Genomic DNA, 25,189 nt, shown 5'->3' on the forward strand with positions numbered 1-25,189 from the left:
CGGACAGCCTACCGTACGTTGTACGAGTCGACACCGGTTCGGTGACGGCCTTCGGCGAGACACGGAGGTGGTGGGATGAGTCTGGGATTCGGCACGGCGGCGCGGATCGGACATCTCTATCCGTCCGGTGGCCTCTGCGACTACGAGTTGCAGTTGATGGCCCCCGACGGGGTGCAACTGGTGACCACGCGGATGCCGTTCCGTCGTTCGAGCCTGGCCGACGATCATGCGCTCCTGGCCGACCTGGAGGCGCACAGCCGGCTGCTGGCCGACGCCGAGGTCGACCTCATCGCGATGAACTGCACCGCGGCCACGCTGCTCGCCGGCCCGGAGTCGGTGAACGCCCGCATCCACGCGAGCACCGGTCTGCCCTCGACCACGACCATCGAGGCGGTGCTGGACGCGCTCGAACGCGCCGGGATCGGCCGGATCGCGTTGCTCACCCCGTACGTCGAGGAGGTGACCTCGGCCGAGGTCGAGCTGCTCACCGCCCGCGGTCTCGAGGTCGTCTCCGTCGCGAGCCTGCCCTGTGCGACCCCGGTGGAGCAGGCCACGCACGACCCGCAGGTCTGGCGGGACCTCGCCGCCGGTCTGGGCGGCAGTGCCGCGGACGGGCTGTTGATCAGCTGCGCCGGAATCCGGCTGGCGCCGGTGCTGGCCGCGATCGAGGAGGACTTCGGCCGACCGGTGGTCGCCAGCAACCAGGCACTGCTCTGGCACTGCCTACGGATCTGCGGCGTGGCCGAGCGGCCACAGGGATACGGCGCGCTGTTGGCGGGTGAGTTCGATTGAGCGCCCGCCGTCGGTATGTCGACACCGCTCTCGGGCAGGTGCACCTGGTCGAGTGTGGCGCGGGCCCGCCGGTCCTCTTCCTGCACCAGACCCCGCGATCCTGGCACGAGTACGCCGGGGTGCTGCCCCTGGTGGGTCAACGCACCCGCGCGATGGCGATGGACACCATCGGGTTCGGCCAGTCGGCGCGGGTGACCGACCCGTGGTCGATCGGGCTCTTCGCCGACGGGGTCGAGGCCCTCCTCGACGCACTCGACCTGCCGTCCGTGGCCCTCGTCGGCAACCACACCGGCGCGGTGGTGGCGGTCGAGGTCGCCGCGCGGGCCGCCGAGCGGGTTTCCGCGCTGGTGCTCTGCGGCATGCCCTACGTCGACGAGGCACGTCGCCGCCGGGTCCAGGCCCAGCCGCCGATCGACCACGTCGAGCCGCGTGCCGACGGCACCCACCTGACCGAGCTGTGGTCCCGCCGCCGGGGCTTCTACTCACCCGGCGAGGAGCGCTTCCTGACCCGGTTCGTGGCCGACGCGTTGGAGGTCGCCGACCGGGTCGAGGAGGGGCACGTGCGGGTGAACGAGTACCGGATGGAGGACCGGCTGCCGCTCGTCCGCGCGCGCACGCTCGTGCTCTGCGGTGCGGACGACCACTACTCGCTGCCGGACGTGCCGATCCTGTCCCGGCTGCTCGCCTGCCGCAGCGTGGTGCTGGCCGATGGCGGGGTCGCCCTGCCCGAGCAGCGTCCCGAGGCTTTCGCCCGAGAGGTGCTCGCGTTCCTCGACGGTGCCGAACGGTGAACCCTTGACCCGTCGTACTATGTACGGTACAAAGCTTTGACATGGTCGACACAGGCCAACGCCCCCCGATCGGCAGGAGCATGACGTGACCGAGCAGCAGCTCACGGAGGCCGCTGAGCGCCTGCACGAGGCGGTGCGCACCGGCCGGCCGTGCGCGCCCGTGCGGGATCTGTTCGCCCCGGGTGACGTCGACGGCGCCTACGCGGTGCAGCGGCTCAACGTCGCACGTGCCCAGGCCGCCGGCGCGCGACGGGTCGGCCGAAAGATCGGCCTGACCTCGGTCGCGGTGCAGCGGCAGCTCGGCGTCGACCAGCCCGACGTCGGCACGTTGTTCGACAGCATGGCGGTGGGTCAGGACGAGCCGATCGCGGCGACGCGGCTGCTCCAGCCGAAGATCGAGGCCGAGGTGGCGTTCGTCCTCGCGGTGGACCTGCCGGACCGTCCCGTCACCGCGCTGGACGTGCTGCGGGCCACGGAATTCGTACTCCCGGCCCTGGAGGTGGTGGACAGCCGGGTGGCGGCCTGGGACATCACCATCGTGGACACCGTCGCCGACAACGCCTCCAGCGGCCTGTTCGTGCTCGGCACCAGGCCGGTGTCGCCGGGCGCGATCGACCTGCCGGCGGCGCCGATGCGGCTCGACCGCGACGGCGTGGAGGTCTCCGCCGGCGCCGGCGCGGCCTGTCTGGGCGATCCGGTCAACGCGGTGGTCTGGCTCGCCAACACCGCCCAGCGCCTGGGTGATCCGCTGCGCGGCGGCGAGCTGGTGCTCAGCGGGGCGCTCGGCCCGATGGTCCCGGTGACCCCGGGGGCGCGGTACGCGGCCACGATCGGCGGCCTCGGCACGGTGCGCGCGACGTTCGGCGAGGAGGGCCAGTGAGCAGCACGACGAAGGTGGCCGTGATCGGCTCCGGAAACATCGGCACCGACCTGATGATCAAGGTGCTCCGGCTCTCCGAGACGCTGGAGATGGGCGCCATGGTCGGCATCGACCCCGCCTCCGACGGGTTGGCCCGCGCCGGGCGGCTCGGCGTGCCGACCACCGCGCAGGGCGTCGAGGGGCTCGTCGCGATGCCGGGCTTCGCCGACATCGAGATCGTCTTCGACGCGACCTCGGCGGGCGCGCACGCCCACCACGACGCGGTACTTCGCCGCCACGGCAAGCAGGTCGTCGACCTGACGCCGGCGGCGATCGGGCCCTACGTGGTGCCGACGGTCAACCTCGACGAGCATCTGCAGTCGCCGAACGTGAACATGGTGACCTGCGGTGGCCAGGCGACCATTCCCATCGTCGCCGCGATCTCCGCGGTGACACCGGTCCGCTACGCCGAGATCGTGGCCTCGATCGCCTCCCGGTCGGCGGGGCCGGGCACCCGGGCCAACATCGACGAGTTCACCGAGACGACCGCCCGGGGCCTGGAGGTGGTCGGTGGGGCCACCCGGGGCAAGGCGATCATCGTCCTGAACCCGGCCGAGCCGCCGCTGATCATGCGCGACACCGTGCTGTGCCTGGTCGACGACTGCGACCAGGCCGAGGTGGCCGCCTCGATCGCCGAGATGGTCGCCCGGGTCCAGGAGTACGTGCCGGGATACCGGCTCAAACAGCAGGTCCAGTTCCGGCGGGTGGCGCAGGGGGAACCGGTCGACGCGCTCACCGACGCCCCCGGCGGGCACGACTGCTGGGTGGTGCAGGTCTTCCTCGAGGTGGAGGGGGCCGCCCACTATCTGCCCGCGTACGCCGGGAACCTGGACATCATGACGTCCGCCGCGCTGCGCGTCGCCGAGCGGATGGCGCGACGGGAGGCACAGGCATGAGCGGGCCCCGGGTCTACGTCCAGGACGTGACGCTGCGCGACGGCATGCACGCCGTTCGGCACCGTTACTCGATCGCCCAGGTGACCTCGATCGCGGCCGCCCTCGACGCGGCCGGCGTCGCCGCCATCGAGGTCACCCACGGCGACGGGCTGGCGGGCAGCAGCCTCACCTACGGACTCGGCGCCCACACCGACTGGGAGTGGATCAGCCAGGCCGCCACGGTGGTGCGCGACGCGAAGCTCACCGCGTTGCTGCTGCCGGGCATCGGCACGCTGCACGATCTGCGCCGCGCCCACGACCTCGGCGTGACCTCCGTGCGAGTCGCCACCCACTGCACCGAGGCCGACATCTCCGCACAGCACATCACGCACGCCCGTGAACTGGGGATGGACGTCTCCGGCTTCCTGATGATGTCGCATCTGGCCGAGCCGGCGGAACTGGCCCGACAGGCCACGCTGATGGAGTCGTACGGAGCGCACTGCGTCTACGTGACCGACTCCGGCGGCCGGCTGACCATGGACGGCGTCCGCGACCGGGTCCGGGCCTACCGCGACGCGCTGCGCCCCGAGACGGAGATCGGCATCCACGCGCACCACAACCTCGGGCTGGGGGTGGCGAACTCGGTCGTCGCGGTGGAGAACGGCGCGTCGCGGGTGGACGCCTCGTTGGCCGGCCAGGGCGCCGGCGCCGGCAACTGCCCGCTGGAGGCGTTCATCGCCGTCGCCGATCTGCTCGGCTGGCAGCACGACTGTCAGCTCTTCCCGCTGATGGACGCGGCGGACGACCTGGTCCGGCCCACGCAGGAGCGACCGGTGCGGGTGGACCGCGAGACCCTGACGCTCGGCTACGCCGGGGTGTACTCCAGCTTCCTGCGGCACGCGGAGGCGGCGGCCGAGCGCTACGGGCTGGACACCCGGTCCATCCTCGTCGAGGTCGGCCGACGAGGGCTGGTCGGCGGGCAGGAAGACATGATCGTGGACGTCGCGCTGGACCTGGCAGCGGCGTCGACCGCCGCCTCCGGCACCGGCGATGCGGAGGGAGAGCAGCCATGACGGTGTCGGAACCGGAGTGGGAGCTGTTGGTCCGGACCATGCGGTGGGAGTCCGACTGCGTGATCTCGGTGGTCCTCGAGGACTCCGACGGCGGCGAGCTGCCGGCCTGGGCGCCGGGCGCCCACATCGACCTGCTGCTGCCCGCCGCGACGCGGCAGTACTCCCTCTGTGGCGACCCGGCGGACCGGCGCCGCTACCGGGTGGCCGTGCTGAACGAGCCGGCCAGTCGGGGCGGCTCGCGGTATGTCCACGAGTCGCTGCGCCCCGGCGACCTGGTCCGGGTGCGTGGCCCCCGCAACCGGTTCGCGCTGGAACCGGCGCAGCGGTACCTCTTCATCGCGGGCGGCATCGGCGTGACGCCGCTGCTGCCGATGGTGGCGCAGGCGCAGGCCGACGGCGCCGACTGGCGGCTCGTCTACGGCGGCCGGTCGCGACGCACCCTGGCCTTCCTCGACGAACTGGACCACCACGGCGACCGCGTCCATGTGGTGCCCGAGGACGAGGCGGGCCTGTTGAACCTCGCCGAGCTGCTCGGCGACCTCCGGCCGGGCACCGTCGTCTACTGCTGCGGGCCCGAGAGGTTGCTCGACGCCGTCGAGGAGCGTTGCGCCGGATGGCCCGGCGGGACGCTGCACCTGGAGCGGTTCCGGGCCCGGGAGGTCGTCGTCGAGGGGGAGGACCGCCCCTTCGAGCTGGTCTGCGCGGCCTCCGGCGTCACCGTGACGGTGGGGGCCGACGAGAGCGCGGTGGATGCGCTGGACGCGGTGCAGGTCTCCATTCCCAGCGCGTGCCGGGAGGGCATCTGCGGCACCTGCGAGGTGAAGGTCCTCGACGGCGTCCCGGACCACCGCGACTCTCTGCTCACCGACGAGGAGCGGGTGGCGGGCCGCACCATCATGCTCTGCGTCTCCCGGGCTTCCGGTGAACGTCTGGTCGTGGACGCGTGACCTGGGGATCTCTTGACTCCCGTGCACTAGACCGTACTATGTACCGGACATGCGTAGTCCGGCGAAACGCCAGCCGAGAGGACGGGTCATGACTGTTCAGCCCAAGGACGAGAGCGCGCCGTCCCGCCCCACCGCCGGTCGCGCGAACCGACCCCAGCCCGGCCAGGACTGGTCGCAGTGGCCCACCTACGACGCGGCCACGCTGGGCTTCCGCAACTACTGGTACCCCGTGGTGTGGGAGCGCGAGATCGGCGACAAGCCGCACGCGGTGACGCTGCTGGGCGAGAAGATCGTGCTGGTCCGCAAGGGCGACGTCGTGCACGCCCTGCACGACCGGTGCCCGCACCGCGGCGTGCCGCTCTCCCTCGGCCGGCGTCAGTTCCCCGGCACGGTCAGCTGCCCCTACCACGGCTGGACCTTCGACGTCACCAACGGCAAGCTCGCCGCCGTCCTCACCGACGGCCCGGAGTCGCCGATCTGCGGCCGGGTGTCGGTCAAGACCTACCCGACGGCACAACGCCTCGGACTGGTCTGGGTCTTCGTCGGCGACGACGAGCCGCACCCGATCGAGCAGGACATCCCGGCGGAGCTGCTCGACAACGACCACGTGCTGGGCGGCAAGTACGACATCCGCGAGGGCAACTGGCGCTTCGCCGCCGAGAATGGCTTCGACGAGGGGCACGCGAAGTACCTGCACAACACCGCGCTCTGGCGGCTGTTCAAGGTGATGCCGGCCTGGAACAAGACCCGGGTGGAGGAGCACGGCCCCTGGCTGATCCGGGTGCAGGACGAGGTGCACTGGGACGCGCACTTCCCGGGCCTGGGCACCTTCACCAACAAGCGCTGGTGGAAGCGGATGCCGCTGCCCGACGCCCCGGGCAAGGGCAAGAACGTCAACCCCGTGATCGCCGGCCTGAACCTCCCCGGCTTCGTCTCGATCCGGCTGCCCGGGCTGCTGCGGGTGGCGTACCCGGACTTCATCCACTACGAGTGGTACGTGCCGGTGGACGCCGACCGGGTCCGCTACGTGCAGATCATGGTGCGGTTCGAGGACGGACCCAAGGGCCTGCTCTTCAAGGCGAAGTACCTGGCCGCGATCCGATGGCTGTTCCACGGGCAGTTCACCGCGCAGGACGCGTGGATGGTCGACGTCATGGACGCCCCGCCGGAGAAGCTCTACCGGCCCGACCTGTCCATCACCGGCTGGCGGCGAATGATCGAGAAGGCGGCGCCCACGCCGCAGCCGCACAAGGCACCGCCGAATGGCTGCTGAGGCACTGCGGGTCGACGCCGCCGGAGTGGCGTTGCACTACCGCGAACTGGGCACCGGCCGACCCACCGTGGTGCTGCACGGCGGCGGTCCCGGATGCTCGGCGTGGAACGACTTCGGCCCGGTCGCGGATCGGCTCGCCGCCGGGCGCCGACTGATCATGCTCGACCTGCCGCAGTTCGGGGCCTCTGACGTGCCCGTGGTGACCGATCCGGTCTTCAGTTGGCACGCCCGGCATCTGCTCGCGGCCCTCGACGCGCTCGAACTGCCCACCGTGGATCTGGTCTGCCAGTCCTTCGGCGGCTCGGTCGCGTTGCGGCTGGCCGCCCTGGCACCCGAGCGGGTGGGGCGGATCGTACTCACCGGCAGCGTGCCGATCCCGAACCCGACCGGCACCGGTGTCTCCGGACCGGCGATCCGGGACACCTACTTCGGCGGCGACGGACCGTCGTTGGCGAAGATGGCGGACCTGATCGGCAGGTACGAGTGGTTCGACCGCGCGGGAGCGCCGGCGCAGACCGTGCGCGACCGGTACGCGGCGAGCATCCGGCCGGAGTGCCGGGCCATCGCCACCGACGCCAGCCGACGCGGCGCCCCCGAGGACCTCACCCGACACCTCCCACAGGTGGCGGCGCCGGTGCTGCTGCTCTGGGGCTCGCACGACCCCTTCGCCGACCCGGCGTACGCGCTGCGCCTCGCGTCGGCGCTGCCCCGCGCCGATGTCCACGTGCTCGGTCGCAGCCGACACCACCCGCAGCAGGAGCGGCCGGCGGCCTACACGGCCGTGGCCCGCGCCTTCCTGGACGCCGACTGACCCGCCTCGCCGACTGACCCGCGTCGCCGACCGGCGAACCAGCGGACATCCCGCAGTACACCCAGTGGAGGAGGACCCATGCGCAAAGTGTTGCTGTCCGTTCCGGTGCTGGCCGTCGCGGCCCTGACCATCCCGCCGGTACGCCGGTGGCTGGACACCGTGCTGATCCGCACCACGGGCACGACCGTCCGGACGAACCGGAGGGTGTGAGGTGTCCGCGACCGCGAGGAGCACCGACGTGAGCACGACCCCCCAGGAGCGGGAGTGGATCACCGCCGCCCGGGACCAGATCGACCGGGCCGAGCTGCGCGACCTGATCGCCGGGATGACGAGCATCCCGAGCCCCACCGGGCAGGAGGCACCGCTGGCACGGTGGCTCGCCCAGGAGTTGACCACCCGCGGTCTGGACGGCCGATACCAGCCGATCGACGAGGAGCAGGGCAACGCCGTAGGCCGCCTGCGCGGCGACGGGACCGGCGCCGACCTGCTGCTGTACGCCCCGATCGACACCCTCACCGTCGGCACCGAGCAGGAGGACCTTCCCTGGATCGGCGACGAGCTGCGGCGCGACATGCGGGCCGAGGCGTCGATCGAGGGCGACTACGTGCTCGGCCTGGGCGCGAGCAACCCCAAGGGACACGGCGCGTGCCTGATCGCCGCGGTCGACGCCGTCCGCAGGGCCGGGGTGCCGCTGCGCGGTGACGCGATCGTCGGCCTCGGCGCGGGCGGCATGCCCACCAACCGTCGCCCCGGGGCGACGCGCTACAACGCCGGTCAGGGCAACGGCTGCTCGTTCCTGCTGGAGCAGGGCGTCTGGGCGGACTACGCCCTGATCGCCAAGCCCGGCTGGGCCGTGCACTGGGAGGAGGTCGGGCTCTGCTGGTTCGAGGTCACGGTGCGCGGCACGTACGGCTATGTCGGTAGCCGGCACCGGGTGCCGTACCGCAACGCCATCGTCGACGCCGGCATCGTGGCCCAGGGCCTGGAGCGCTTCTTCGTGGCGTACGCCGAGTCGCACACCCGGGGTCTGGTCGCGCCGCAGGGCCACATCGGCTCCATCGAGGGCGGCTGGCCACGCACCGCCGCCATCTCGCCCGCCCAGTGTCGACTCCGGGTCGACCTGCGGCTCGGCCCGGACCAGGACCCGATGTCCGTCAAGCGGGAGTTCGAGGCGGCGCTCGCCGGGATCGTCGCGGCCAACCCCGGACTCGACGCCAGCTCGGAGATGACGTTGTCGATCCCGGCCACGGCGACCCCCGAGGAGAACTGGATCGTCCGGGCGGCAAAGGCCGCTTGGGCGGAGAGCGAGGGCCGGCCGCACGAGCCGATCCTGGCCAGCAGCGGCGCGACCGACGCGAACATCCTGCGCGCCCGGGGGCTACCGACCGCGCGGATCGGCATGAACCGGGCCGGCGCGGGCGCCCCGCTGCCGGTCGACTTCCCGATGGGCATGAACGTCGTGGACGTACGGGAGATGGAGCGACTCACCCGCACCCTGATCCACGCGATCGTGACCACCTGCACCCGCGACCGCGCAGAGCTGGAGAAGCTGCCATGAGCTCGATCGTCCTCGGTGTCGGCGCCTCGCACAGCACCCTGATGAACACCCACTGGGACGAGGTCGCGGACGAACCCGGCGCGATCGACTTCCGGGCGGGCCTCGCGGCAGCCCGCGACGAACTCGCACAGGCCCGCCCGGACACCGTGGTCATCATCGGCTCGAACCACTTCCGGGGCATGTTCCTGGACCTGATGCCGGCGATCACGGTCGGGGTGGGGGAGGTGCTCGGCGCCGGAGAGGCGAAGACCCCCGAGGGGCGGCTGCCCGCCGACCCCGAGCTGGCCCGGCACCTGGTCGACACCCTGAGCGAGGACTTCGATCCCGCCTTCTCGCTGCGCATGCAGGTCGACCACGGGATCACCCACAGCTACCAGCACCTGGTGCCGTCGTTGGACGTACCCATCGTGCCGGTGGTGGTGAACATGTTCGCCCCGCCGCTGCCGTCGTTGCGCCGCTGCCATGCGCTCGGCGCGGCGATCGGGCGGGCGATCCGCGCGGACGGGCGGGACAAACGGGTGGCGGTCATCGCCTCGGGTGGCCTGTCCCACCGGCTGCCCTGGCCCAAGTGGTACGAGACGCTCTCCGACGACGACCGCTTCCTGGTCGAGGCGTGGCTGGAGGGCCGCAACTCCTGGCAGGAGTACGAGGTCCGCCGGCGCCAGATCATCCGGGCCGCCGAGGCGGACATCAACCCCGAATTCGACAGGCGGTTCCTGGCGGCGTTGGAAACCGGCGACCTCAGCGAGTTCGTCGGGCTCTCCGCCGAGCAGGTCGACGAGGAGGCCGGCAACGGCGCCCAGGAGATCCGTTCGTGGGTGGCCATGGCCGCCGCGGTCGGCCCGGCCCAGAGCACCACCCACGCGTACGCGCCGATCGCGCAGTGGCTGACCGGCATGGCCGTCGCCTCGCTGCGTCCCGCCTCCTGACCGTAGACAGACTCCCGAATCGAGGTATCCATGAGCATCTGGACCGACCTGACCGAGCTGGAGTTCCAGCTCCGCTTCGTCGACGCGAACGGGGTCCGCACCCGGACGCTACAGGCGGGTTCGGGCGACCCCGTGATCTTCCTGCACGGCACCAGCGGGCACCTTGAAGCGTTCGTCCGCAACCTGCCGGCGCACGCCGCACGCTTCGCCTGCCACGCGATCGACATGCTGGGCCACGGCTACACCGACACCGTGGCGGAGCCCTACCGCATCGAGCGGTACGTCCGGCACGTGCTGGACTACGCGGATGCCGAGGGTCTGGACCGCTTCCACATCGTCGGCGAGTCGCTGGGCGGCTGGGTCGGCGGACGGCTCGCGGCCGACCACCCCGACCGGGTTCGTCACCTGACGCTGGTCGCCCCCGGCGGCACCGTCGCCAACCCGACCGTGATGGAGCGGATCAAGACCAGCACCCGCGCCGCGGTCACCAGCGACGACATCGACCTGACCAGGAAGCGCCTGCACCTGCTGATGCACGAGCCCGCCAAGGACGTCAGCGAGGAACTGGTGGAGATCCGCCACGCGATCTACCACCGTCCCGAGTTCGTCGCGGCGATCGACAACCTGCTGGCGTTGCAGGAGATCGAGAACCGCCAGCCGGACCTGCTCACCGAGGAGCAGATGGGCCGGATCCAGGCGCCCACCCTGATCGTCTGGGGCGCGGAGAACCCGTTCGGTGAGATCCCCGAGGCCAACCGCATGCACAGGAGCATCCCCGGCTCCACACTGGAGATCTTCCCGAAGTGCGGCCACTGGCCGCAGCACGAGCACAGCGAACGCTTCGACGAGCTGAACATCGCGCACCTTTCGAGAGCGGCGTGAGCGTCCGGATCGGCATCCGGCTGCCGGCCTGCCGCCCGGTCGACCAACTCGCCCGGGCGGCACAGCGCGCCGAGGAACTCGGCTTCGACGAGGTCTGGGTGCCGGACTCCCAACTGCTCTGGCGAGACGTCTTCGCCACCCTGACCGCGATGGCGCTGCGCACCGAGCGGCTGCGCCTCGGCACGGCGGTGACCAACGTGGAGACCCGGCATCCGTCGGTGGTCGCCTCAGGGGCACGGACCGTGGCCGAGGCGGCGCCGGGCCGCTTCGTGCTCGGCGTCGGAGTGGGCAACAGCGCGGTGGAGCCGGTCGGGCTGCGCTCCACCACCCAGGCCAACCTGCGGGAGCGGCTGGGGCAGGTCCGCGACCTGCTCGGCGGCGCGGAGGTCGACTTCGGCCCGGTGCGCTCGCGGCTGCGCGACCCGGACGCCGAGCTGCCGGTCTTCGTCGCGGCGAGCGGACCGAAGAACCTGCGGCTGGCCGGTGAGATCGCCGACGGGGTGATCCTGCTCTCCGGGGTCTCCCCGGCGACCCTCACCGCAGGTCTCGGCCGGGTCCGGGAGGGCGCAGAGGCCAGCGGCAGGTCCCTGGCGGACCTGGAGATCGTGGTGTCGGCGTACTGCCACGTCACCGACGACGTCGAGGCCGACGCCCGGATGCTCAAGCCGATCTGCGCGGGGATCGCGCAGAAGGGCGGCGCCGCCGCGCTGGCCCTGGCCGGGATCGACGTGCAGGTGCCGCCGGTCGTGCCGGGGCTCTACCCGGACACCGTGCACGCCGAGGACTGGGCCGAGGCGGTCCGGGTCTGCGGTCAGTGGATCACCGACGAGATGGCGGTGCGTTTCGCCCGGGCGTTCTGCCTCTTCGGCACCACCGCACAGATCGCCGCCCGGATCGACGAGGTCGCGGCGGCGGGAGCGACGAACGTCTTCCTCCAGCACGTCGGCTCCTACGACCTGCCGTACGAGCTGATGGAGTCCTTCGCGGACAACCTGTCCGCCAGAGAACGGTCGGCATGAGCGGCTCGCTCGTCCCCGCACTCGTCGCCCGCGCCGACGCGGTGGTCGACGCCGTCGACCCGAGCGTGCGCACGCGCGTCGGCCTGCACCTGCTGGACGCGCTGGGCTGTCTGGTCGCGGGCGTGACGCATCCCAGCGTCGCCCCGCTGCGCCGCTTCGCCGACCTCGTCGACGAGGCGGGGCCGGTGCCCGTGCTGGGCGACGCCTCGCCCCGTTCGCTGCGGACGGCGGTCCTGCTGGAGTCGACCTACCTGCACCTGGACGAGTTCGACGCGATCCACTCCGCCGGTGCCGTGGTGCCACCGGCGGTCGTCGTACCGGCGGCGCTGGCCGTCGCCGCCCGGGTCGGCAGCTCCGGCCGGGACCTCGCCGATGCGCTGCTCGGCGGCTACGAGGTGGTCGTCGAGGCGGGGCTGCGGCTCGGCGGCCCGGGACTGTACGCGTACCGCTGGTGGCCCACCGCCGCGCTCGGCGCGCTCGGGGCGGCCTGGGCCACCGCCCGGTTGCTGGGTCTGGACGAGGCGGGCCGGCGGCAGGCGGTGGCACTGGCCGCACACGCCAGCGGTGGCCCGATCGGCGGCGGGGCGCTGGGGGAGGGGCACTACCTGGCGGGCGGTCGGGCGGCGGCCTGCGGCGTGGAGGCCGGCTACCAGGCGGCGGCCGGTCTGCGCGGGGACGTCGCGTTGCTGGACGGGGGGCTGCCGGGAGCGGCGGTGCCACCGACGCCGCCGACCGGGAGCAGCATGCCGCACCTGCTCGGCTGTGCCGTCAAGCGCTACCCCTTCGCCCGGCCGTTGCATGCCGCGCTCGCCGCGCTGGACCGACTGTCGGCCGAAGGCACGCCGGTGGCGAGGGCGCGGCGGGTGGAGGTGCACCTGCCGGCCCCGTTGTGCCGCTTCGTCACCGACACCCGGTCGCCGCAGGGACCGGCCGAGGCGGCAGCGAGCGCCACGGTCGCGGTCGCGGCCCATGTGGCCGGCCGCACCCGCGACGTCACCTTCATCCGCGCGGCGCTGTCTCCGGCGGCGCCCCCGGTCGAGCTGGTGCCCGCCGAGGACCTGACGGCGGATCTGCCGGCGCGCTGGAGCGCTCGGGTGGAGGTGTGTCTGCCCGACGCGGCGCCCGTCCGGGCGTACGTGGGCGATGCGCCCAGCCTGGACGACGAGCGGGAGATCGTCGAGAAGTACCACCGGAACGTGGGAGCGGCGATGCCGGGCCCCGCGACGGAGTTGATCGGGCTGTGTGCCGGCCTGGACGAGCTGCCGTCGGCGGCCCGGCTGCGTGCGGTGCTTCTTGCGACGGTGACGCCGACGACGATCGGATGAGGCGCCCTCAGCCTCGCGGCCGATCGCAGGAACGCTGTACGGTATGGTGCACCAACGAGGATCGGTGGTGAGTGCTTCACGGCCACTTGGAGGATCGACGATGCCGGCTTCCCGCACGAGCAGAACGTCGCTGCCCCGCAGCACGGTCACCCGCGAGCACATCATCGAGGCGGCGACGCGGATCGCGGACGAGGAGAGCATCGAGGCCCTCACCATCCGCCGGCTCGCCGCCGACGTCGGCAGCGGTGCGATGACGCTCTACAGCTACTTCCGCAACAAGGAAGAGATCCTCGACGCCATCGCCGACCACGTGCTCGGTGGCTTCACCCTGCCGCCGGCGGAGGAGACGGAACCGCGGGCGGTGGTGCAGAGCCTGGCCTCGGCGTTCCTCCGGATGATGCGGGAGCATCCCAGCATCGTGCGGCTCTTCACCACCCGCGTGACCACCAGCCCGGATTCGCTGCGTGGGGCGATGGAGGCGGTGGTGGGCAGGCTGCGCGAGGTCGGGTTCGAGGGCCGTGAGGCGGTCCAGGCGTACGGTCTGATCGTCCACTACACCCTCGGCTTCGCCAGCTACCAGGCACCCCGACCGTGGGGCAAGCCCGACCTGCCCGACGTCGAGGAGTTGTGCCGCCAGCGGACCCATTTCTACTCCGCGTTGCCCCTGGCGGAGTTCCCGAATCTGGTGTCGCTCGCCGGCGACGTGACGACGCTGCCGAGCGACGAGCAGTTCCAGTTCGGATTGGACTGCCTGCTCGACGGGCTCCTGCGTCGGATTCAGGCGAACTGACCAGCGGAAACACCTTCCGCCCCGCGCCTCGGTCCGCCGCCAACCGTTCTTGATTACCCGTATCGTACGACGTACGATACGGGTAATGTCAGGCTCGGAGTTCCGATCACCAGGAGAGGTGGCCCCGACGATGCTCGGGAGAGCCACCGCGTCGGCGCGCAGACGACCGGCGCGGACGTGAACGCAGCGAAGGTCGTCGCCCTGGTCGGCACCGGTGGCACGATCACGGGCTGGTCGCCGAGCAGTCTGGACCTGACCGGTTACGCGGAAACGGAGTCGCAGCGGCTGTCGCTGGCCGAGGTGGTGGCCGCGGTGCCGGAGGTCGCCGACATCGCCGAGATACGGCAGATCAGCCTCCCCGCAGCCCCGAGCCACGCCCTCGACCTGCCGGACATGCTCGGCATCGCCCGACACGTGCGCACCGCCCTGGCCGACGACGAGGTGACAGGGGTCGTGATCACCCACGGCACCAACACTCTTGAGGAACTGGCATTCCTGCTGGAGTTGGTGCTCGCACCCGGCAAGCCGGTGGTCCTCACCGCCGCGATGCGCCCGCTCTCGGCGCTGAGCGGGGACGGCCCGCTCAACCTCGTCGACGCGGTACGGGTGGCAGCCAGCCCGCAGGCGGCGGGGCGGGGACCGGTGGTGGCGATGAACGGGGCGATCTGGGCACCCCGTCGGGTGACCAAGGCCAACACCGCCGGATCCGACGCCTTCCGCAGCGCTGAACTGGGACCGCTCGGCTTCGTCGACCCCGATGGCACCGTGATCTTCCATCACCGGGAGCAGCACACCCCGCCGGTGCTGGACGTCATGGGCGCCGCCGTGCCACGGGTGGATCTGGTCGTCTCCTATCCCGGCGCCGACGGGGTGCTGATCGACGCGGCGGTCGCCGCCGGCGCGGCCGGTCTGGTCAGCGCCGGCACCGGTGCCGGATTCCCCACTCCCGCCGAACACGCCGCCCTGGTCCGCGCGGTAGCGGCTGGGGTGGTGGTGTGCCAGTCGTACCGCAGCGCTGCGGGCCGGGTGCGACCCAGCCCCCGACTGCGCCGAGCCGGCATCGTCGCCGGTCAGGGCCTCAACCCCGGCAAGTGCCGGATCCTGCTCGCGCTCGCCCTCGCAACGGGCGCCGAGGCCGGACGGATCCAGGAACTACTCGACCGCGTCGACGGCCGCGAACGGGGCGACGGACCGCGGTGACTCAACGCGCGCGACGGTAGTGCACGGCCACCACACCGTTGCGGAACGGCTCCGCCGAGACCAGTTCGAGCCGGCGCGTGCCGGGCAGCCCGCCCTGGTGCAGCGTCGGACCGTGGCCGGCGATCCTGGGGTGGATGAGCAACTCGTACTCGTCGATCAGGTCCAGCCGGTCGAGCTCGGTCGCCAGCGTGCCGCTTCCGAGCAGGACCCCGGCCGGTGTCTCGTCCTTGAGCTTTTGCACACCCTCACGCAGGTCACCGTCGATGTGGTGGCTGTTGGCCCACGGGAAGTGGTGGCGCGTCGACGACACCACGTACTTGGGTTTGGCCTCCAGCTTGACCGCCCACTCACGCAGGGCCGGCGGCGCCTGTTCGTCGCCGCGAGCGACGGCCGGCCAGGCGCTCTCCATCATCTCGTAGGTGACGCGGCCCCACAGCATGGCCCCGGCCTCGTCCATGAGACGAGTGAAGAAGGCGTGCGTCTCGTCGTCGGCGATCCCCTCCTGGTGATCGACGCAGCCGTCCACGGTGAGGTTGAGGCCGAAGGTGAGCAGTCCCATGACCGGCGAGTCTAACTCCGGACATCGCCCCACCCGGGGAACTCCGGTCCGGCGACGCACATGAGGCGAGTCGCGCGCAGGACCGACCGATTGACCGGCCGATCCGGCGCGACCCGCCGCCTCCGACACTCGTGACGTGGGCCTACCCGAGCGACGGTCCGCCGGTACGACCGACCACACGGAAGGACCCCATGACCGCGACGGCGATCGAGAAGCCCGACTTCACCGGGCTGCGTGCGATGTACATCAACTGCACCCTCAACCGGTCTCCCGGCCGTAGCCACACCCAGGGGGTGGTCGACCGCAGTGTGGCGATCATGGAGGCGAGCGGGGTCAGCGCGGACCAGATCCGCGCGGTCGACCACGACATCGCCACCGGCGTACGACCCGACATGACCGAGCACGGGTGGGACGGCGACGAGTGGCCGGCGTTGCTGGGGCGGGTGTTGGCGGCCGACATCCTGGTCATCGCGGGTCCGATCTGGCTGGGTGACAACAGTTCGGTGACGCGTCGGGTGATCGAGCGGCTGTACGGCTATTCGGGTGTCCTCAACGAGCAGGGCCAGTACGCGTATTACGGGCGGGTCGGTGGCTGTCTGCTCACCGGCAACGAGGACGGCCTGAAGCACTGTGCGATGAGCATCCTGTACAGCTTGCAGCACATCGGTTTCACGGTGCCGCCGCAGGCCGATGCGGGGTGGCTCGGCGAGGTCGGCCCCGGGCCGTCCTACCTCGACGAGGGTTCTGGTGGGCCGGAGAACGACTTCACGAACCGCAACACGGCGTTCATGACGTACAACCTGCTGCACCTGGCGTCGATGATCCGCCAGGCCGGTGGGTTTCCGGCATACGGCAACCAGCGCACCGCCTGGGACGCGGGAGTGCATCCGGACGCCGCCAATCCCGAATACCGCTGACGCCACGGCCGAACCCCGGACAGGACCGGGCTCTCGCCACCGCCACACCACGAACAGGATGAGGACCGACGAGCACCACCTTCGGGGCCGTGGAACTGGCGCTCCCGGGCCAGGTCGTCGAGATCGACGCGGTCGTCCTGCTCGACCTGCCACGCTGACCCGTCGTGCCCCCTGGTCGACCGTGCATCCGCAAGCAGGCCGCAGCGTTCGCCACGTGGAACCCACCGGACGCGCCTACGCTCGGAAGGCGCTCGACGGGTGCGGCCGGCCGAACCCGAGGACCCGACCCCGACGACCGTCACCTGATGGTGACAGCGCCAAGGATGTGAGTAATCATGACAGATCCGGTATCGATGAGTTGGCCGAGCCTGCGCGTGTCGGACTGGACCGACACCCGCGACACCCTGCACATGTGGACCCAGATCGTGGGCAAGATCCGTATGGCGCACGCCCCGATGGTCAATCACTGGTGGCAGGTGACGTTGTACGTGAGCCCACGCGGGTTGACGACGTCCGCCATCCCGTACGGGACGGGAGCTTTCGAGATCGAGTTCGACTTCATCGGCCACCGGCTCGACGTGCGTAGCAGCGACGGTGGGGTGCGGAGCCTTCCGCTGCGGCCGATGGCGGTCGCCGAGTTCTACTCGCGGGTGATGGCGATGCTCGACGAACTCGGGATCGCCGCACCGATCCGACCGCGCCCCAACGAGGTCGACCCGGCGATCCCGTTCGCCGAGGATCATGAGCACGCCTCCTACGACGGTGCGGCGGCGGCGCTGTTCTGGCGGCAGTTGGTGCAGGCGAACCGGGTGGTGGGTGAGTTCCGGTCGCATTTCGTGGGCAAGGTCAGTCCGGTGCATTTCTTCTGGGGCGGGATGGATCTGGCCTGCACCCGCTTCTCCGGCCGGTCGGCTCCGCCGCATCCGGGTGGGATGCCCAACTGTGGGGACTGGGTCATGGTCGAGGGCTACTCCCGCGAGCTGTCGAGTTGCGGGTTCTGGCCCGGCGGTGGTGCCGAAGGCGCCTTCTACTCGTATGCCTATCCCACACCGGACGGCTTCGCCGAGCAGCCGGTCGGCCCCGATGGCGCGTTCTTCAGCACCGAGTTCCAGCAGTTCCTGCTGCCGTATGAGGTGGCGCGTGCCGCACCGGATCCTGACCGTGCGGTCGCCGAGTTCCTGCGCACCAGCTACGAGGCTGCCGCGAACCTCGGCCACTGGGACCGCGCCGCGTTGGAGGACGACCCACTGCGCTGGCAGCGCACCGACGCACCCTGACGGCCGCCACCGGTGTCGGCACCCACCGGCGGCTCGAACGGTCCACGGCACCGCCCGCACGGCGGTCTAGCTGAGCCGCAGGTCCCCGTCGAAGTCGATCCTGGCCAGTTCGGCACGCGAGGTGATGCCCAACTTGGGATAGACGTTGGCCAGGTGGTGGCCGACCGTACGGGGACTGATCAACAGCTGCGCCGCGATCTCCCGGTTGGTCAGACGGTCCGCAGCCAACTGCGCCACCCGCAACTCCTGCACGGTCAACCCCGCAGCGGTCGAAGGATCGGCCCCGCGCCGGTCGGTCAGCGCCAGCTCGCGTAGCGCCCGCCCCCGCAGGGGGCCCGCGTCCAAGCGGTCGAAGGTCTCGGCTGCGGCGACCAGCTGAGTACGGGCGTCGGCCCGGCGACGTGCGCGCCGCAGCCACTCGCCGTACAGCAGCCGAGTGCGGGCGTACTCGAACGGCTGCGCCCCCGCTCCCGCGACGTCCAGGGCGGCTCGGAACGAGACCTCGGCCGCCGAGCCGCCCTGGACGAGGGCCCGGAGACGATGACCGGCCGCGCGTGCCCAGGTCGCCCCCGACCGCTGCGCCCACCCCTGCACCATGGCGACCTGAGACTCGGCGACGTCGCCGTCACCGACCTGCACCGCCGCTTCGACCGTGTCCACGGCGGCGAGCAACGCGAAGGTGGCATGGGACGCCTCGTGGCCCGACTCGACGAGGCACAGCAGGTCGCTCAGCGCCTCCTGCGGACGACCGTCGAACAGCGCCGCCCGGCCGCGAAGCCAGTACGCCGACGCGGTGAGCGCCCGCACCCCACGCGGCACCGAGACCCGCAGGATCCCCCTGGTGTGCTCGTCGACGGCGCGATGGTCGCCCCGGGCCGCAGCCAGTATGCCCAGGCAACTGCGGCTCTGCGTGGCGAGGTGCGCCGCCCCGACCTCCTCGGCCAACCGCAGGCCCTCGGCCGCCGCCACCTCGGCAGCACCCCACCGGCCCGCCGCCGTGTCGAGGACCGCGATCTGCGCCAACACCAGCGCCAACGCGGTGAGCTCGTGTCGACGTCGCAGCTGTGCGGCCTGCACCCGCAGCACGTCGAGGAGTCGCGCCTCGACGCCCCAGACCTGGGCCAACGGCACGGGCGGAAGCAACTCCCACGCGACCGTACCGAGCCGACCGACGGCATCGCTGGCCAGGTCCGGGGACGGCGGGGGAAACTCGCCGCTCAGGTCGTAGCAGGACCACCAGTTCCGCAGCGCGGGCATCAGCCCCGACACCGTCGCGTCACCGTCGGTGTCCACGGCCCGCAGCCGGTGCAGCGACTCCTGCTGCAGGTCGGAGCGACCAGCAGTCCAGGCGGCGCGGACCGCAACCGTACCCAGCTCCACCGCGCGTCGGGCCTCGGTGACCACGGCCATGTCGCCCGCCAGGTAGTGGTGGGCACGCTCAGGCATGCCGTACGCGAACTCCAGGATCCCGCGCAACCCCCCGCTCAGCCGGACGACGGGCTGCACACCGCCCAGGCGTTCGGCCTCTTCGAGCACCTGCCGCGCCGTGTCGGCCTGGCCGGCATGCCACGCGGCGCGGGCGGCCGCCGCCAGCCGGCGTGCGGCGTCCCCCGGCTCCGGCGACAGCTCGGCGGCCCGACACAGAGTCCGCGCCGCCATCGAACCCGCACTGCGTCGCAGACATTCCTCGGCCGCGTGTTGCAGCAGCGTGGCGACGTCCTCGTCCGGCCCGTCCGCAGCGGCCGCCAGGTGCCAGGCCCGCTCCATGGTGGCGTCCCGCGGCAGAGCCTCGGCCAGCGCCCGATGCGCCGCCTGCCGTTCCGAGAAGGGGGAACCGTCGTAGACGGCTGCCGGGATCAGCGGATGCCGGAACTCCAGGCGGGCGCCCGAGGCACGGAGCAGACCCGAGCGCAGGGCCGCGTCCCAGGTGGCGGTGTCGATGCCCCAACCGGCTCCCGCCCGGTGCACCACGTGCCGGTCGCCCCGACCCTGGGCGGCAGCCAGCAGCAGCAACGCCCGGGTCGACGGCTTCAGGGCCTCGAACCGTGCGCGGAATGCCCGCCGCAACCGTGGCCCCACCGACACCGCGTTCCCGGACGGCGACAGCGTCGCCTCGCCGTCGGTCTCGTGATCGAGGGCGGGCAGCTCGTGCAGCGCCAACGGGTTGCCTCCCGCCGCCTGCACGATCCGATCGACGAGCGTCGCGTCGGCCCCCGGCACGACGGCGCTCACGAGCCGGCGGGCGTCCTCGTCGGCCAGACCGCTGATCTCCAACGTCGGCAGCCCCTCCCACGGCCCCGAGGCAGGGTCCTCGTGTCCGGTCAGCAGCACCGCGACCGGCTCCGTCGCCACTCGACGAGCGACGAACCCCAGGCAGTGCGCGCTCGCCTCGTCGACCCACTGCGCGTCGTCCACCACGACCAGCACCGGTCGCTCCCGTGCAAGACCGGACAGCAACGACAGCACGGCGGCGCCGATGAGGAAACGGTTGGCCGGGTCCCGGCTCATGCCCAACGCACCCCGCAACGCCGCAGCCTGCGGGACCGCGAGCGTCTCCAGCCGATCCAACACCGGCCACAGCAGTTCGTGCAGCGCCGCGAACGCGAGCCCTGCCTCCATCCGGGTGCCCCGACACCGCAACACCGTCGCGTCGGACGCCGCCTCGACGGCGTACTCCAGCAGAGCGGTCTTGCCGATGCCCGGCTCACCCCACAGCACGAGCCCGGAACCCGCGCGATCCGCCGCCCGATCCAGCAGCCGGTCCAGCACCGCGGTCTCGGCGCGCCGTCCGAACAGCTCCATGTCCCACCCCAGAATGTCGCGCCTGGTCGTGATGGCACCGCCGTTTTCAAGGCTATAGCCCGGTCTGCCCCATCGCGGACGACCGATCGACCGACCGATCCGCGTCGGCCACACTGCGGCACACTCGATCCGTGACCCTTTTCAGGCCGGACCGCTGCTTCTCCCGGCGGATCGGTCCGCTCGCGCTCGACCGCGTCGGGCGCGTCACCCATGACAGCGCGGACACGTCCGAGGCGTCAGTGACGCGGTGTCACGAACGCTGGTGACGTGGTGTCACTGTTCGTAGCCGGCCCGCACCGAGTACTGGAGGACGTATGGCAGTGAACGTGAAGGATGTCCCCGAAGCTAACCGGTACGAGGCTCGGGTGGAGGGTGAGTCCGCTGTTGCGGGTTTCGCGCAGTACATCCGTACCGCGGAGTTGGTCGCGTTCGTGCACACGGAGGTGTCGCGTCAGTACGAGGGCAGGGGGGTGGGGGCGGCCCTGGCACGTGCCGGCCTGGACGAGGCCCGCGCCGCTGGTCTGTTGGTGTTGCCGACCTGCCCGTTCATCGCGGGGTGGATCGCCCGGCACCCCGAGTACCAGGACCTGGTGTACCAGTCCCGCAGCAGAGTCACCGACTGACCGGCAGGGCGCGGCAGCGATACCGGTCAGCGATACACCACGTGCCCTCTGAGTGCATCGAGGCGGCCGCCTGACCTGCGTGCTAGCATTGCTCTCATTGTCTCAGGTGAGGACATGGTGATGGCAGCGCTCAGCATCAGAGATCTCGACGACGCGGTGCGGGAGAAGTTGCGCCGTCGCGCTGCGCAGCATGGCCGATCGATGGAGGCCGAGATCCGCGACATCCTCACCAGGGCAGTCGCCGAGGATGCGCCGGTGAATGACCTATTCGGCGCACTCACTGATCGATTCGCCAGACTCGGGGGCGTCGAACTGGAGCTGCCGTCTCGGTCGACATCACCCCGCGCAGCGAGCCTGCCCGAATGATGATCGTTCTGGACACCAACGTCGTTTCCGAACTCATGCGGGCCGAGCCCGCACCGGTGGTTCTCGCGTGGATCCAGCGGAACTCGCGTGCCGGCCTGTACACCACGGCGATCACTGTCGCTGAGATCCGCTACGGCATTGCGCGGCTGCCGGCAGGGCAGCGCCGGGAGTCACTGCACCAGGCCACCAACGAGATCTTTGCCGCCTTTCCCCGCCAAGTGCTGCCCTTCGACCTCGGCGCAGCCAGCGCCTATGCCGACGTCGTCGCCGGGCGGGACAGGCTCGGCCACCCGATCGACGGGTTCGACGCCCAGATCGCCGCCATCTGCCGCGCCCAAGCTGCCACCCTCGCCACCCGTAACACCAAGGACTTCACCGGCACGGGGATCGGCGTCGTCGATCCCTGGCAGGAGCCGTCCGCCTGAAGCCACTGTTCGGTCTGCCACATCAGCGGCACGTGTGAAACGGTCCCCAACCTTGGCAGGTCGAGCAGCCCAAGACCGTGAGCTGTCACGAGGAGAACTGTGGGTCAACGACCGGCGGGTCAAGTTCGGGGATGAGAAGTACCCCGATGCGCAGGTCCTGTACGCGTTCGACGCGACGACGGTGTGGCTGACTCTGCCGGATGGCAGACAGGCGATGGCCACCTTTCCGTACCCGGCCTTCTATCCATTCGGTGCGGAGCCGGTGGTGGTGCAGGGCTGGCCGCGGGAACCGGGCCCAGGGGCAGCGACGGCCCGGCGCGTCACCGTGACGCACGGCGGTCATCTGTCTGTGGACGGGCGCACGATTGCGCTGGGAGAGACAATCGATGGGACGTCGACCGAGGGCCTGGTCGGCTTGCGATTCGATGCGACGACGGTGTGGGTGCGGTGGCGTGATGGTCGGAGGGCCATGGTCACGTTCCCGCACCCGGTGCTCGATCCCGCTGCTGCGGGCCCGGTGCTGGTGGATGGTTGGCGTGATCCCAACTATCTGATGGACTCGGACCTCTCGCCCGAAGAGGACGATGGTCCGGCGACATCGCTGCCCGTTCTGATGGATCTGGACGAGCCGCTGAACGCGACCGTCCGGCCGGCGGTAAATTGGGTGAGCTGGCCGCCTCCGGAGGAGACAGCGTCCACCGGCGATCTCCGCAACGGAAAATTGACCATCCAGGGTCGCGTCGTGCAGTTGGGGCCGAGGCACGGCAGCGGCACCGTCGAGTACTGGACTGACGACAAGACGGTATGGGTACGGCTGCCGGATGGCGACGAGGCCATGGTCGTTTACCCGACCGCGACTTTCGGCACGGGTGGTGCCGTGCCGACCCTGGGTGCAGGGCTGGCCGCAGCAGCCGGGTGACCTGGCGGCGGCAACTCGGTCCGGCAGGCCGGACAGCGATGGCCAGCTGCGTCTCGACGGCCGCCACGTGTCGCTGGGCGCACACTTCGCGGCCGGGGGTGAGGTCGAGTACCGGTACGACGCGACGACGGTGTGGGCGCGTTCACCTGGTGGTGGCACAGAGGTCACTGTTTCCTATTCGTTCCCGCTCTTCGATCCGGCTGCTGCCGGTCCAGTGGTGGAGGACGGCTGGTCACGCCAACCGGATCCGTCGGCGCGGTTCGTCCGCGCCGCCCTGAAGCAGAAGACTCTGAAGGCGAACAACCGGTTCGTGCGTATCGGGGAGCGCTATCCCGATGCCACGGTCGACTACACGGTGGACGCGACGACGGTGTGGGTGCGGTGGCCCGATGGTCGAAAGGCCACGGTCACGTTCCCGTACCCGGTCTTCGATCCGACGGAACGGAAGCCGGTGGTCGTGGAGGGCTGGCCGCAGGAGCCGAGTGAGCAGGCGACGACGGCCCGGCTCGGCACGATCAGTGCCGCAGGTCAGATGTCAGTCGACAAGCTCATAGTGTATTTCGGGCAGCGGATCGGTGGAAAGTCGCCACGGGCTGTGGTGGCCTACCGGTTCGACGCGACGACGGTGTGGGTGCGGTGGCGTGATGGTCGAAAGGCCATGGTCGCGTACCCCTATCCGGCTCTTACCCCGGCTGCCGTAGGCCCCGTGGTGGTGGATGGGTGGCGTGATCCCAACTACCTGATGGTCTCCGACGACTGGCCTGAGCACGATGGCGGCCGAGTAGATCCTCGTGAGGAGCCAGTCTCGCTCGGCCCGCCCGTGAGCGCTCAGTCGGCGGCAGCCATTCACGAGAGTGCCGCTGTCGCCGTGCCGTCGGTCGTCTACGGCCGCCGTGGGGTAGCCGACGACCGGGGTGTGGTGGTGGTGGGTGAGATGGCTCGGTGGCGGGAGTGGTCGCAGGCTTCGGCGGTGGTGGCGGCGGCGCGGTCGACGGTTCGTCCGGTGGTGGTGGTCGATGCGGGCGAGGGCCTGGGGCCACGCAGTGCGGTGCTGTCTGCCCTCGGCATGGTGTTGTTGCAGTTCGGCCGCCGTCGACAGCAGCCGCTGGTGGTGGCGACGGGGCTGGTCTCCGAGGTGACGACGGTGGCCGGTCGTTACGGGTTGCCGGTGATCGGTCCGGATGGTGCGGGTCCCGATGCGAGGTGGCAGGTTGTCGGTCCGGATGGTGTGGTGCACTGGTCGGCCCGGGCGTTCAGCATGGCCTCGTTCGCAGTCGCCGGTGAGGTGTCGCCGAATGCGGTGCAGCGTGCCGATTCCGAGGTGCTGACGCAGTGGTTGGCGCAGCCCGACTGGCCGGCGGCGGAGAGTTTCCTCCGGGAGAACACCGGCGATCTGCTGCATCCGCGGGTCCGGCAGGAGTTGGTGCAGTTGAGTGAACAGGATCCGGCCAACCGGTTGCTGCCGGTCTTCACGACCATTCTTGACCTGGTGGGGGAGAACGGTCGCGCGGTCGATCCGGCTGACTCCCGGTATCGCGCTCCAGGACCGTCCGTGGTGGAGCCGTTCGACGGGGTGCGGGGGCCGTTGTCGGTGACCTTCGCCCTTGATTATCTGGAGCCGAAGCCCGATCCGGCGCACCGCAAGCCCTGGGATGACCGGTTGCTGCGGCTGATGTATCTGGACCCGCGAGCTCGTGATCGGGCAGGGCTTCTCGCTGCGGGGGTGCTCGGTGAGCAGCGGGGGCGAGTCGATGACGGCAGGTGGAACGCGACCGTGTTCGGTGGGGTGACCACGGCGCTGGGAATGACCGTGGAACAGGCCGTGGAGCAGGCCGCCAAGCCGAGGCCCGTGGGTGCCTGGGGGAAGGCGTTGGAGGATGTGGCCTGCTGCGAGGCGAACCCGGAACACCGGATGTACTGGATTCCCCGGATGGACGAGTTGCGTGACCTGGTCTCGGTGATCGGTATTCCTGGGTGGATCGACGGTCCGGCGCCGGCACATGGGCAACTGTTGGAGGTGCTGACCGAGACGCTCGCGAGTTGTTGAGGCGCCGGCGCCGTACCGTCTGCCCGTTCCTGAGCGACCGAGCCCGCCTGGCGGGACGAGGTCGGCGCAG

General features: G+C 71.1%; 25 protein-coding genes. 23 read left to right on the forward strand and 2 right to left on the reverse strand.

Annotated features, from left to right (window positions below; genetic code table 11):
• Positions 1-75 precede the first annotated feature (75 nt).
• The 16 genes from ACFYTT_RS00525 to ACFYTT_RS00600 all read left to right on the forward strand — a co-directional run bounded on the left by ACFYTT_RS00525 (position 76) and on the right by ACFYTT_RS00600 (position 15,184).
• Positions 76-792: an aspartate/glutamate racemase family protein gene (locus ACFYTT_RS00525; RefSeq protein ID WP_387256788.1), complete on the forward strand. Its 717-nt coding sequence runs from the start codon at positions 76-78 to the stop codon at positions 790-792.
• Entirely contained in the window at positions 789-1,583 is a 795-nt protein-coding gene (locus ACFYTT_RS00530; protein WP_387256790.1) for an alpha/beta fold hydrolase, read from the forward strand. The genes ACFYTT_RS00525 and ACFYTT_RS00530 overlap by 4 nt, the downstream gene beginning before the upstream one ends.
• A gap of 85 nt (positions 1,584-1,668) precedes the next feature.
• Complete coding sequence (locus ACFYTT_RS00535) at positions 1,669-2,463, forward strand: 2-keto-4-pentenoate hydratase (protein ID WP_387256792.1); 795 nt, start codon at positions 1,669-1,671, stop codon at positions 2,461-2,463.
• A complete protein-coding gene (locus tag ACFYTT_RS00540) occupies positions 2,460-3,398 on the forward strand; it encodes an acetaldehyde dehydrogenase (acetylating) (RefSeq protein WP_387256794.1) in 939 nt (312 codons plus the stop codon). Before ACFYTT_RS00535 ends, ACFYTT_RS00540 begins: the two co-directional genes overlap by 4 nt.
• Entirely contained in the window at positions 3,395-4,450 is a 1,056-nt protein-coding gene (gene dmpG / locus ACFYTT_RS00545) for a 4-hydroxy-2-oxovalerate aldolase (protein ID WP_176093429.1), read from the forward strand. Before ACFYTT_RS00540 ends, dmpG begins: the two co-directional genes overlap by 4 nt.
• On the forward strand, positions 4,447-5,397 hold the full coding sequence (locus ACFYTT_RS00550; protein WP_387256796.1) for a PDR/VanB family oxidoreductase: 951 nt from the start codon (positions 4,447-4,449) through the stop codon (positions 5,395-5,397). The genes dmpG and ACFYTT_RS00550 overlap by 4 nt, the downstream gene beginning before the upstream one ends.
• Positions 5,398-5,485: 88 nt before the next feature.
• Complete coding sequence (locus ACFYTT_RS00555; protein WP_131051816.1) at positions 5,486-6,670, forward strand: aromatic ring-hydroxylating dioxygenase subunit alpha; 1,185 nt, start codon at positions 5,486-5,488, stop codon at positions 6,668-6,670.
• Positions 6,660-7,481: an alpha/beta fold hydrolase gene (locus ACFYTT_RS00560; protein ID WP_131051815.1), complete on the forward strand. Its 822-nt coding sequence runs from the start codon at positions 6,660-6,662 to the stop codon at positions 7,479-7,481. Before ACFYTT_RS00555 ends, ACFYTT_RS00560 begins: the two co-directional genes overlap by 11 nt.
• A 78-nt stretch (positions 7,482-7,559) precedes the next feature.
• Entirely contained in the window at positions 7,560-7,691 is a 132-nt protein-coding gene (locus ACFYTT_RS00565) for a hypothetical protein (RefSeq protein WP_255446597.1), read from the forward strand.
• Positions 7,692-7,719: 28 nt separating this feature from the next.
• Positions 7,720-9,039, forward strand: coding sequence for a M20 family metallopeptidase (locus ACFYTT_RS00570; protein WP_201272292.1), 1,320 nt, complete (start codon positions 7,720-7,722; stop codon positions 9,037-9,039).
• On the forward strand, positions 9,036-9,968 hold the full coding sequence (locus tag ACFYTT_RS00575; RefSeq protein WP_176093432.1) for an MEMO1 family protein: 933 nt from the start codon (positions 9,036-9,038) through the stop codon (positions 9,966-9,968). Before ACFYTT_RS00570 ends, ACFYTT_RS00575 begins: the two co-directional genes overlap by 4 nt.
• A 30-nt stretch (positions 9,969-9,998) precedes the next feature.
• A complete protein-coding gene (locus ACFYTT_RS00580; protein WP_387256801.1) occupies positions 9,999-10,850 on the forward strand; it encodes an alpha/beta fold hydrolase in 852 nt (283 codons plus the stop codon).
• Positions 10,847-11,869: an LLM class flavin-dependent oxidoreductase gene (locus ACFYTT_RS00585; protein WP_387256802.1), complete on the forward strand. Its 1,023-nt coding sequence runs from the start codon at positions 10,847-10,849 to the stop codon at positions 11,867-11,869. The genes ACFYTT_RS00580 and ACFYTT_RS00585 overlap by 4 nt, the downstream gene beginning before the upstream one ends.
• Positions 11,866-13,194 carry an MmgE/PrpD family protein gene (locus ACFYTT_RS00590; RefSeq protein WP_387256804.1) on the forward strand — a complete coding sequence of 443 codons (1,329 nt, stop codon included), beginning with the start codon at positions 11,866-11,868 and terminating at the stop codon, positions 13,192-13,194. The genes ACFYTT_RS00585 and ACFYTT_RS00590 overlap by 4 nt, the downstream gene beginning before the upstream one ends.
• Positions 13,195-13,294: 100 nt before the next feature.
• Positions 13,295-13,984 carry a TetR/AcrR family transcriptional regulator gene (locus ACFYTT_RS00595; RefSeq protein WP_131055310.1) on the forward strand — a complete coding sequence of 230 codons (690 nt, stop codon included), beginning with the start codon at positions 13,295-13,297 and terminating at the stop codon, positions 13,982-13,984.
• Between the two features lie 177 nt (positions 13,985-14,161).
• Positions 14,162-15,184, forward strand: coding sequence for an asparaginase domain-containing protein (locus ACFYTT_RS00600; protein ID WP_387256806.1), 1,023 nt, complete (start codon positions 14,162-14,164; stop codon positions 15,182-15,184).
• A 1-nt stretch (position 15,185) separates the two neighbouring features.
• Here ACFYTT_RS00600 and ACFYTT_RS00605 read toward each other — a convergent pair whose 3' ends face one another.
• Positions 15,186-15,743, reverse strand: coding sequence for a dihydrofolate reductase family protein (locus ACFYTT_RS00605; protein ID WP_131055305.1), 558 nt, complete (start codon positions 15,741-15,743; stop codon positions 15,186-15,188).
• A 191-nt stretch (positions 15,744-15,934) separates the two neighbouring features.
• On the opposite strand from ACFYTT_RS00605, the gene ACFYTT_RS00610 reads away from it, so the two are divergent.
• Entirely contained in the window at positions 15,935-16,660 is a 726-nt protein-coding gene (locus ACFYTT_RS00610) for a flavodoxin family protein (RefSeq protein ID WP_387256809.1), read from the forward strand.
• Between the two features lie 335 nt (positions 16,661-16,995).
• Positions 16,996-17,937, forward strand: coding sequence for a DUF5996 family protein (locus tag ACFYTT_RS00615; protein WP_131055301.1), 942 nt, complete (start codon positions 16,996-16,998; stop codon positions 17,935-17,937).
• A 66-nt stretch (positions 17,938-18,003) separates the two neighbouring features.
• On the opposite strand, the gene ACFYTT_RS00620 is transcribed toward ACFYTT_RS00615, so the two are convergent.
• Entirely contained in the window at positions 18,004-20,739 is a 2,736-nt protein-coding gene (locus ACFYTT_RS00620) for an AAA family ATPase (RefSeq protein WP_387256810.1), read from the reverse strand.
• A 314-nt stretch (positions 20,740-21,053) separates the two neighbouring features.
• Between ACFYTT_RS00620 and ACFYTT_RS00625 the strand changes: the two genes are divergently transcribed.
• The 5 genes from ACFYTT_RS00625 (at position 21,054) to ACFYTT_RS00645 (ending at position 25,119) form a co-directional block, all read left to right on the forward strand.
• Positions 21,054-21,362 (forward strand): GNAT family N-acetyltransferase, encoded by a 309-nt coding sequence (locus ACFYTT_RS00625; RefSeq protein ID WP_387256812.1) that lies wholly within the window; start codon positions 21,054-21,056, stop codon positions 21,360-21,362.
• 114 nt (positions 21,363-21,476) lie between these two features.
• Positions 21,477-21,728 carry an Arc family DNA-binding protein gene (locus ACFYTT_RS00630; protein WP_387256814.1) on the forward strand — a complete coding sequence of 84 codons (252 nt, stop codon included), beginning with the start codon at positions 21,477-21,479 and terminating at the stop codon, positions 21,726-21,728.
• Positions 21,725-22,153, forward strand: a complete 429-nt coding sequence (locus ACFYTT_RS00635) for a type II toxin-antitoxin system VapC family toxin (RefSeq protein ID WP_387256816.1) — start codon at positions 21,725-21,727, stop codon at positions 22,151-22,153. The genes ACFYTT_RS00630 and ACFYTT_RS00635 overlap by 4 nt, the downstream gene beginning before the upstream one ends.
• Before the next feature lie 52 nt (positions 22,154-22,205).
• Positions 22,206-23,072, forward strand: a complete 867-nt coding sequence (locus ACFYTT_RS00640; RefSeq protein WP_387256818.1) for a hypothetical protein — start codon at positions 22,206-22,208, stop codon at positions 23,070-23,072.
• A complete protein-coding gene (locus ACFYTT_RS00645; RefSeq protein WP_387256820.1) occupies positions 23,044-25,119 on the forward strand; it encodes a hypothetical protein in 2,076 nt (691 codons plus the stop codon). The genes ACFYTT_RS00640 and ACFYTT_RS00645 overlap by 29 nt, the downstream gene beginning before the upstream one ends.
• Positions 25,120-25,189: the final 70 nt, after the last annotated feature.

The sequence above is a fragment of the Micromonospora sp. NPDC003816 genome, from assembly GCF_042874705.1.
In the GTDB taxonomy this organism is placed as follows: domain Bacteria; phylum Actinomycetota; class Actinomycetes; order Mycobacteriales; family Micromonosporaceae; genus Micromonospora.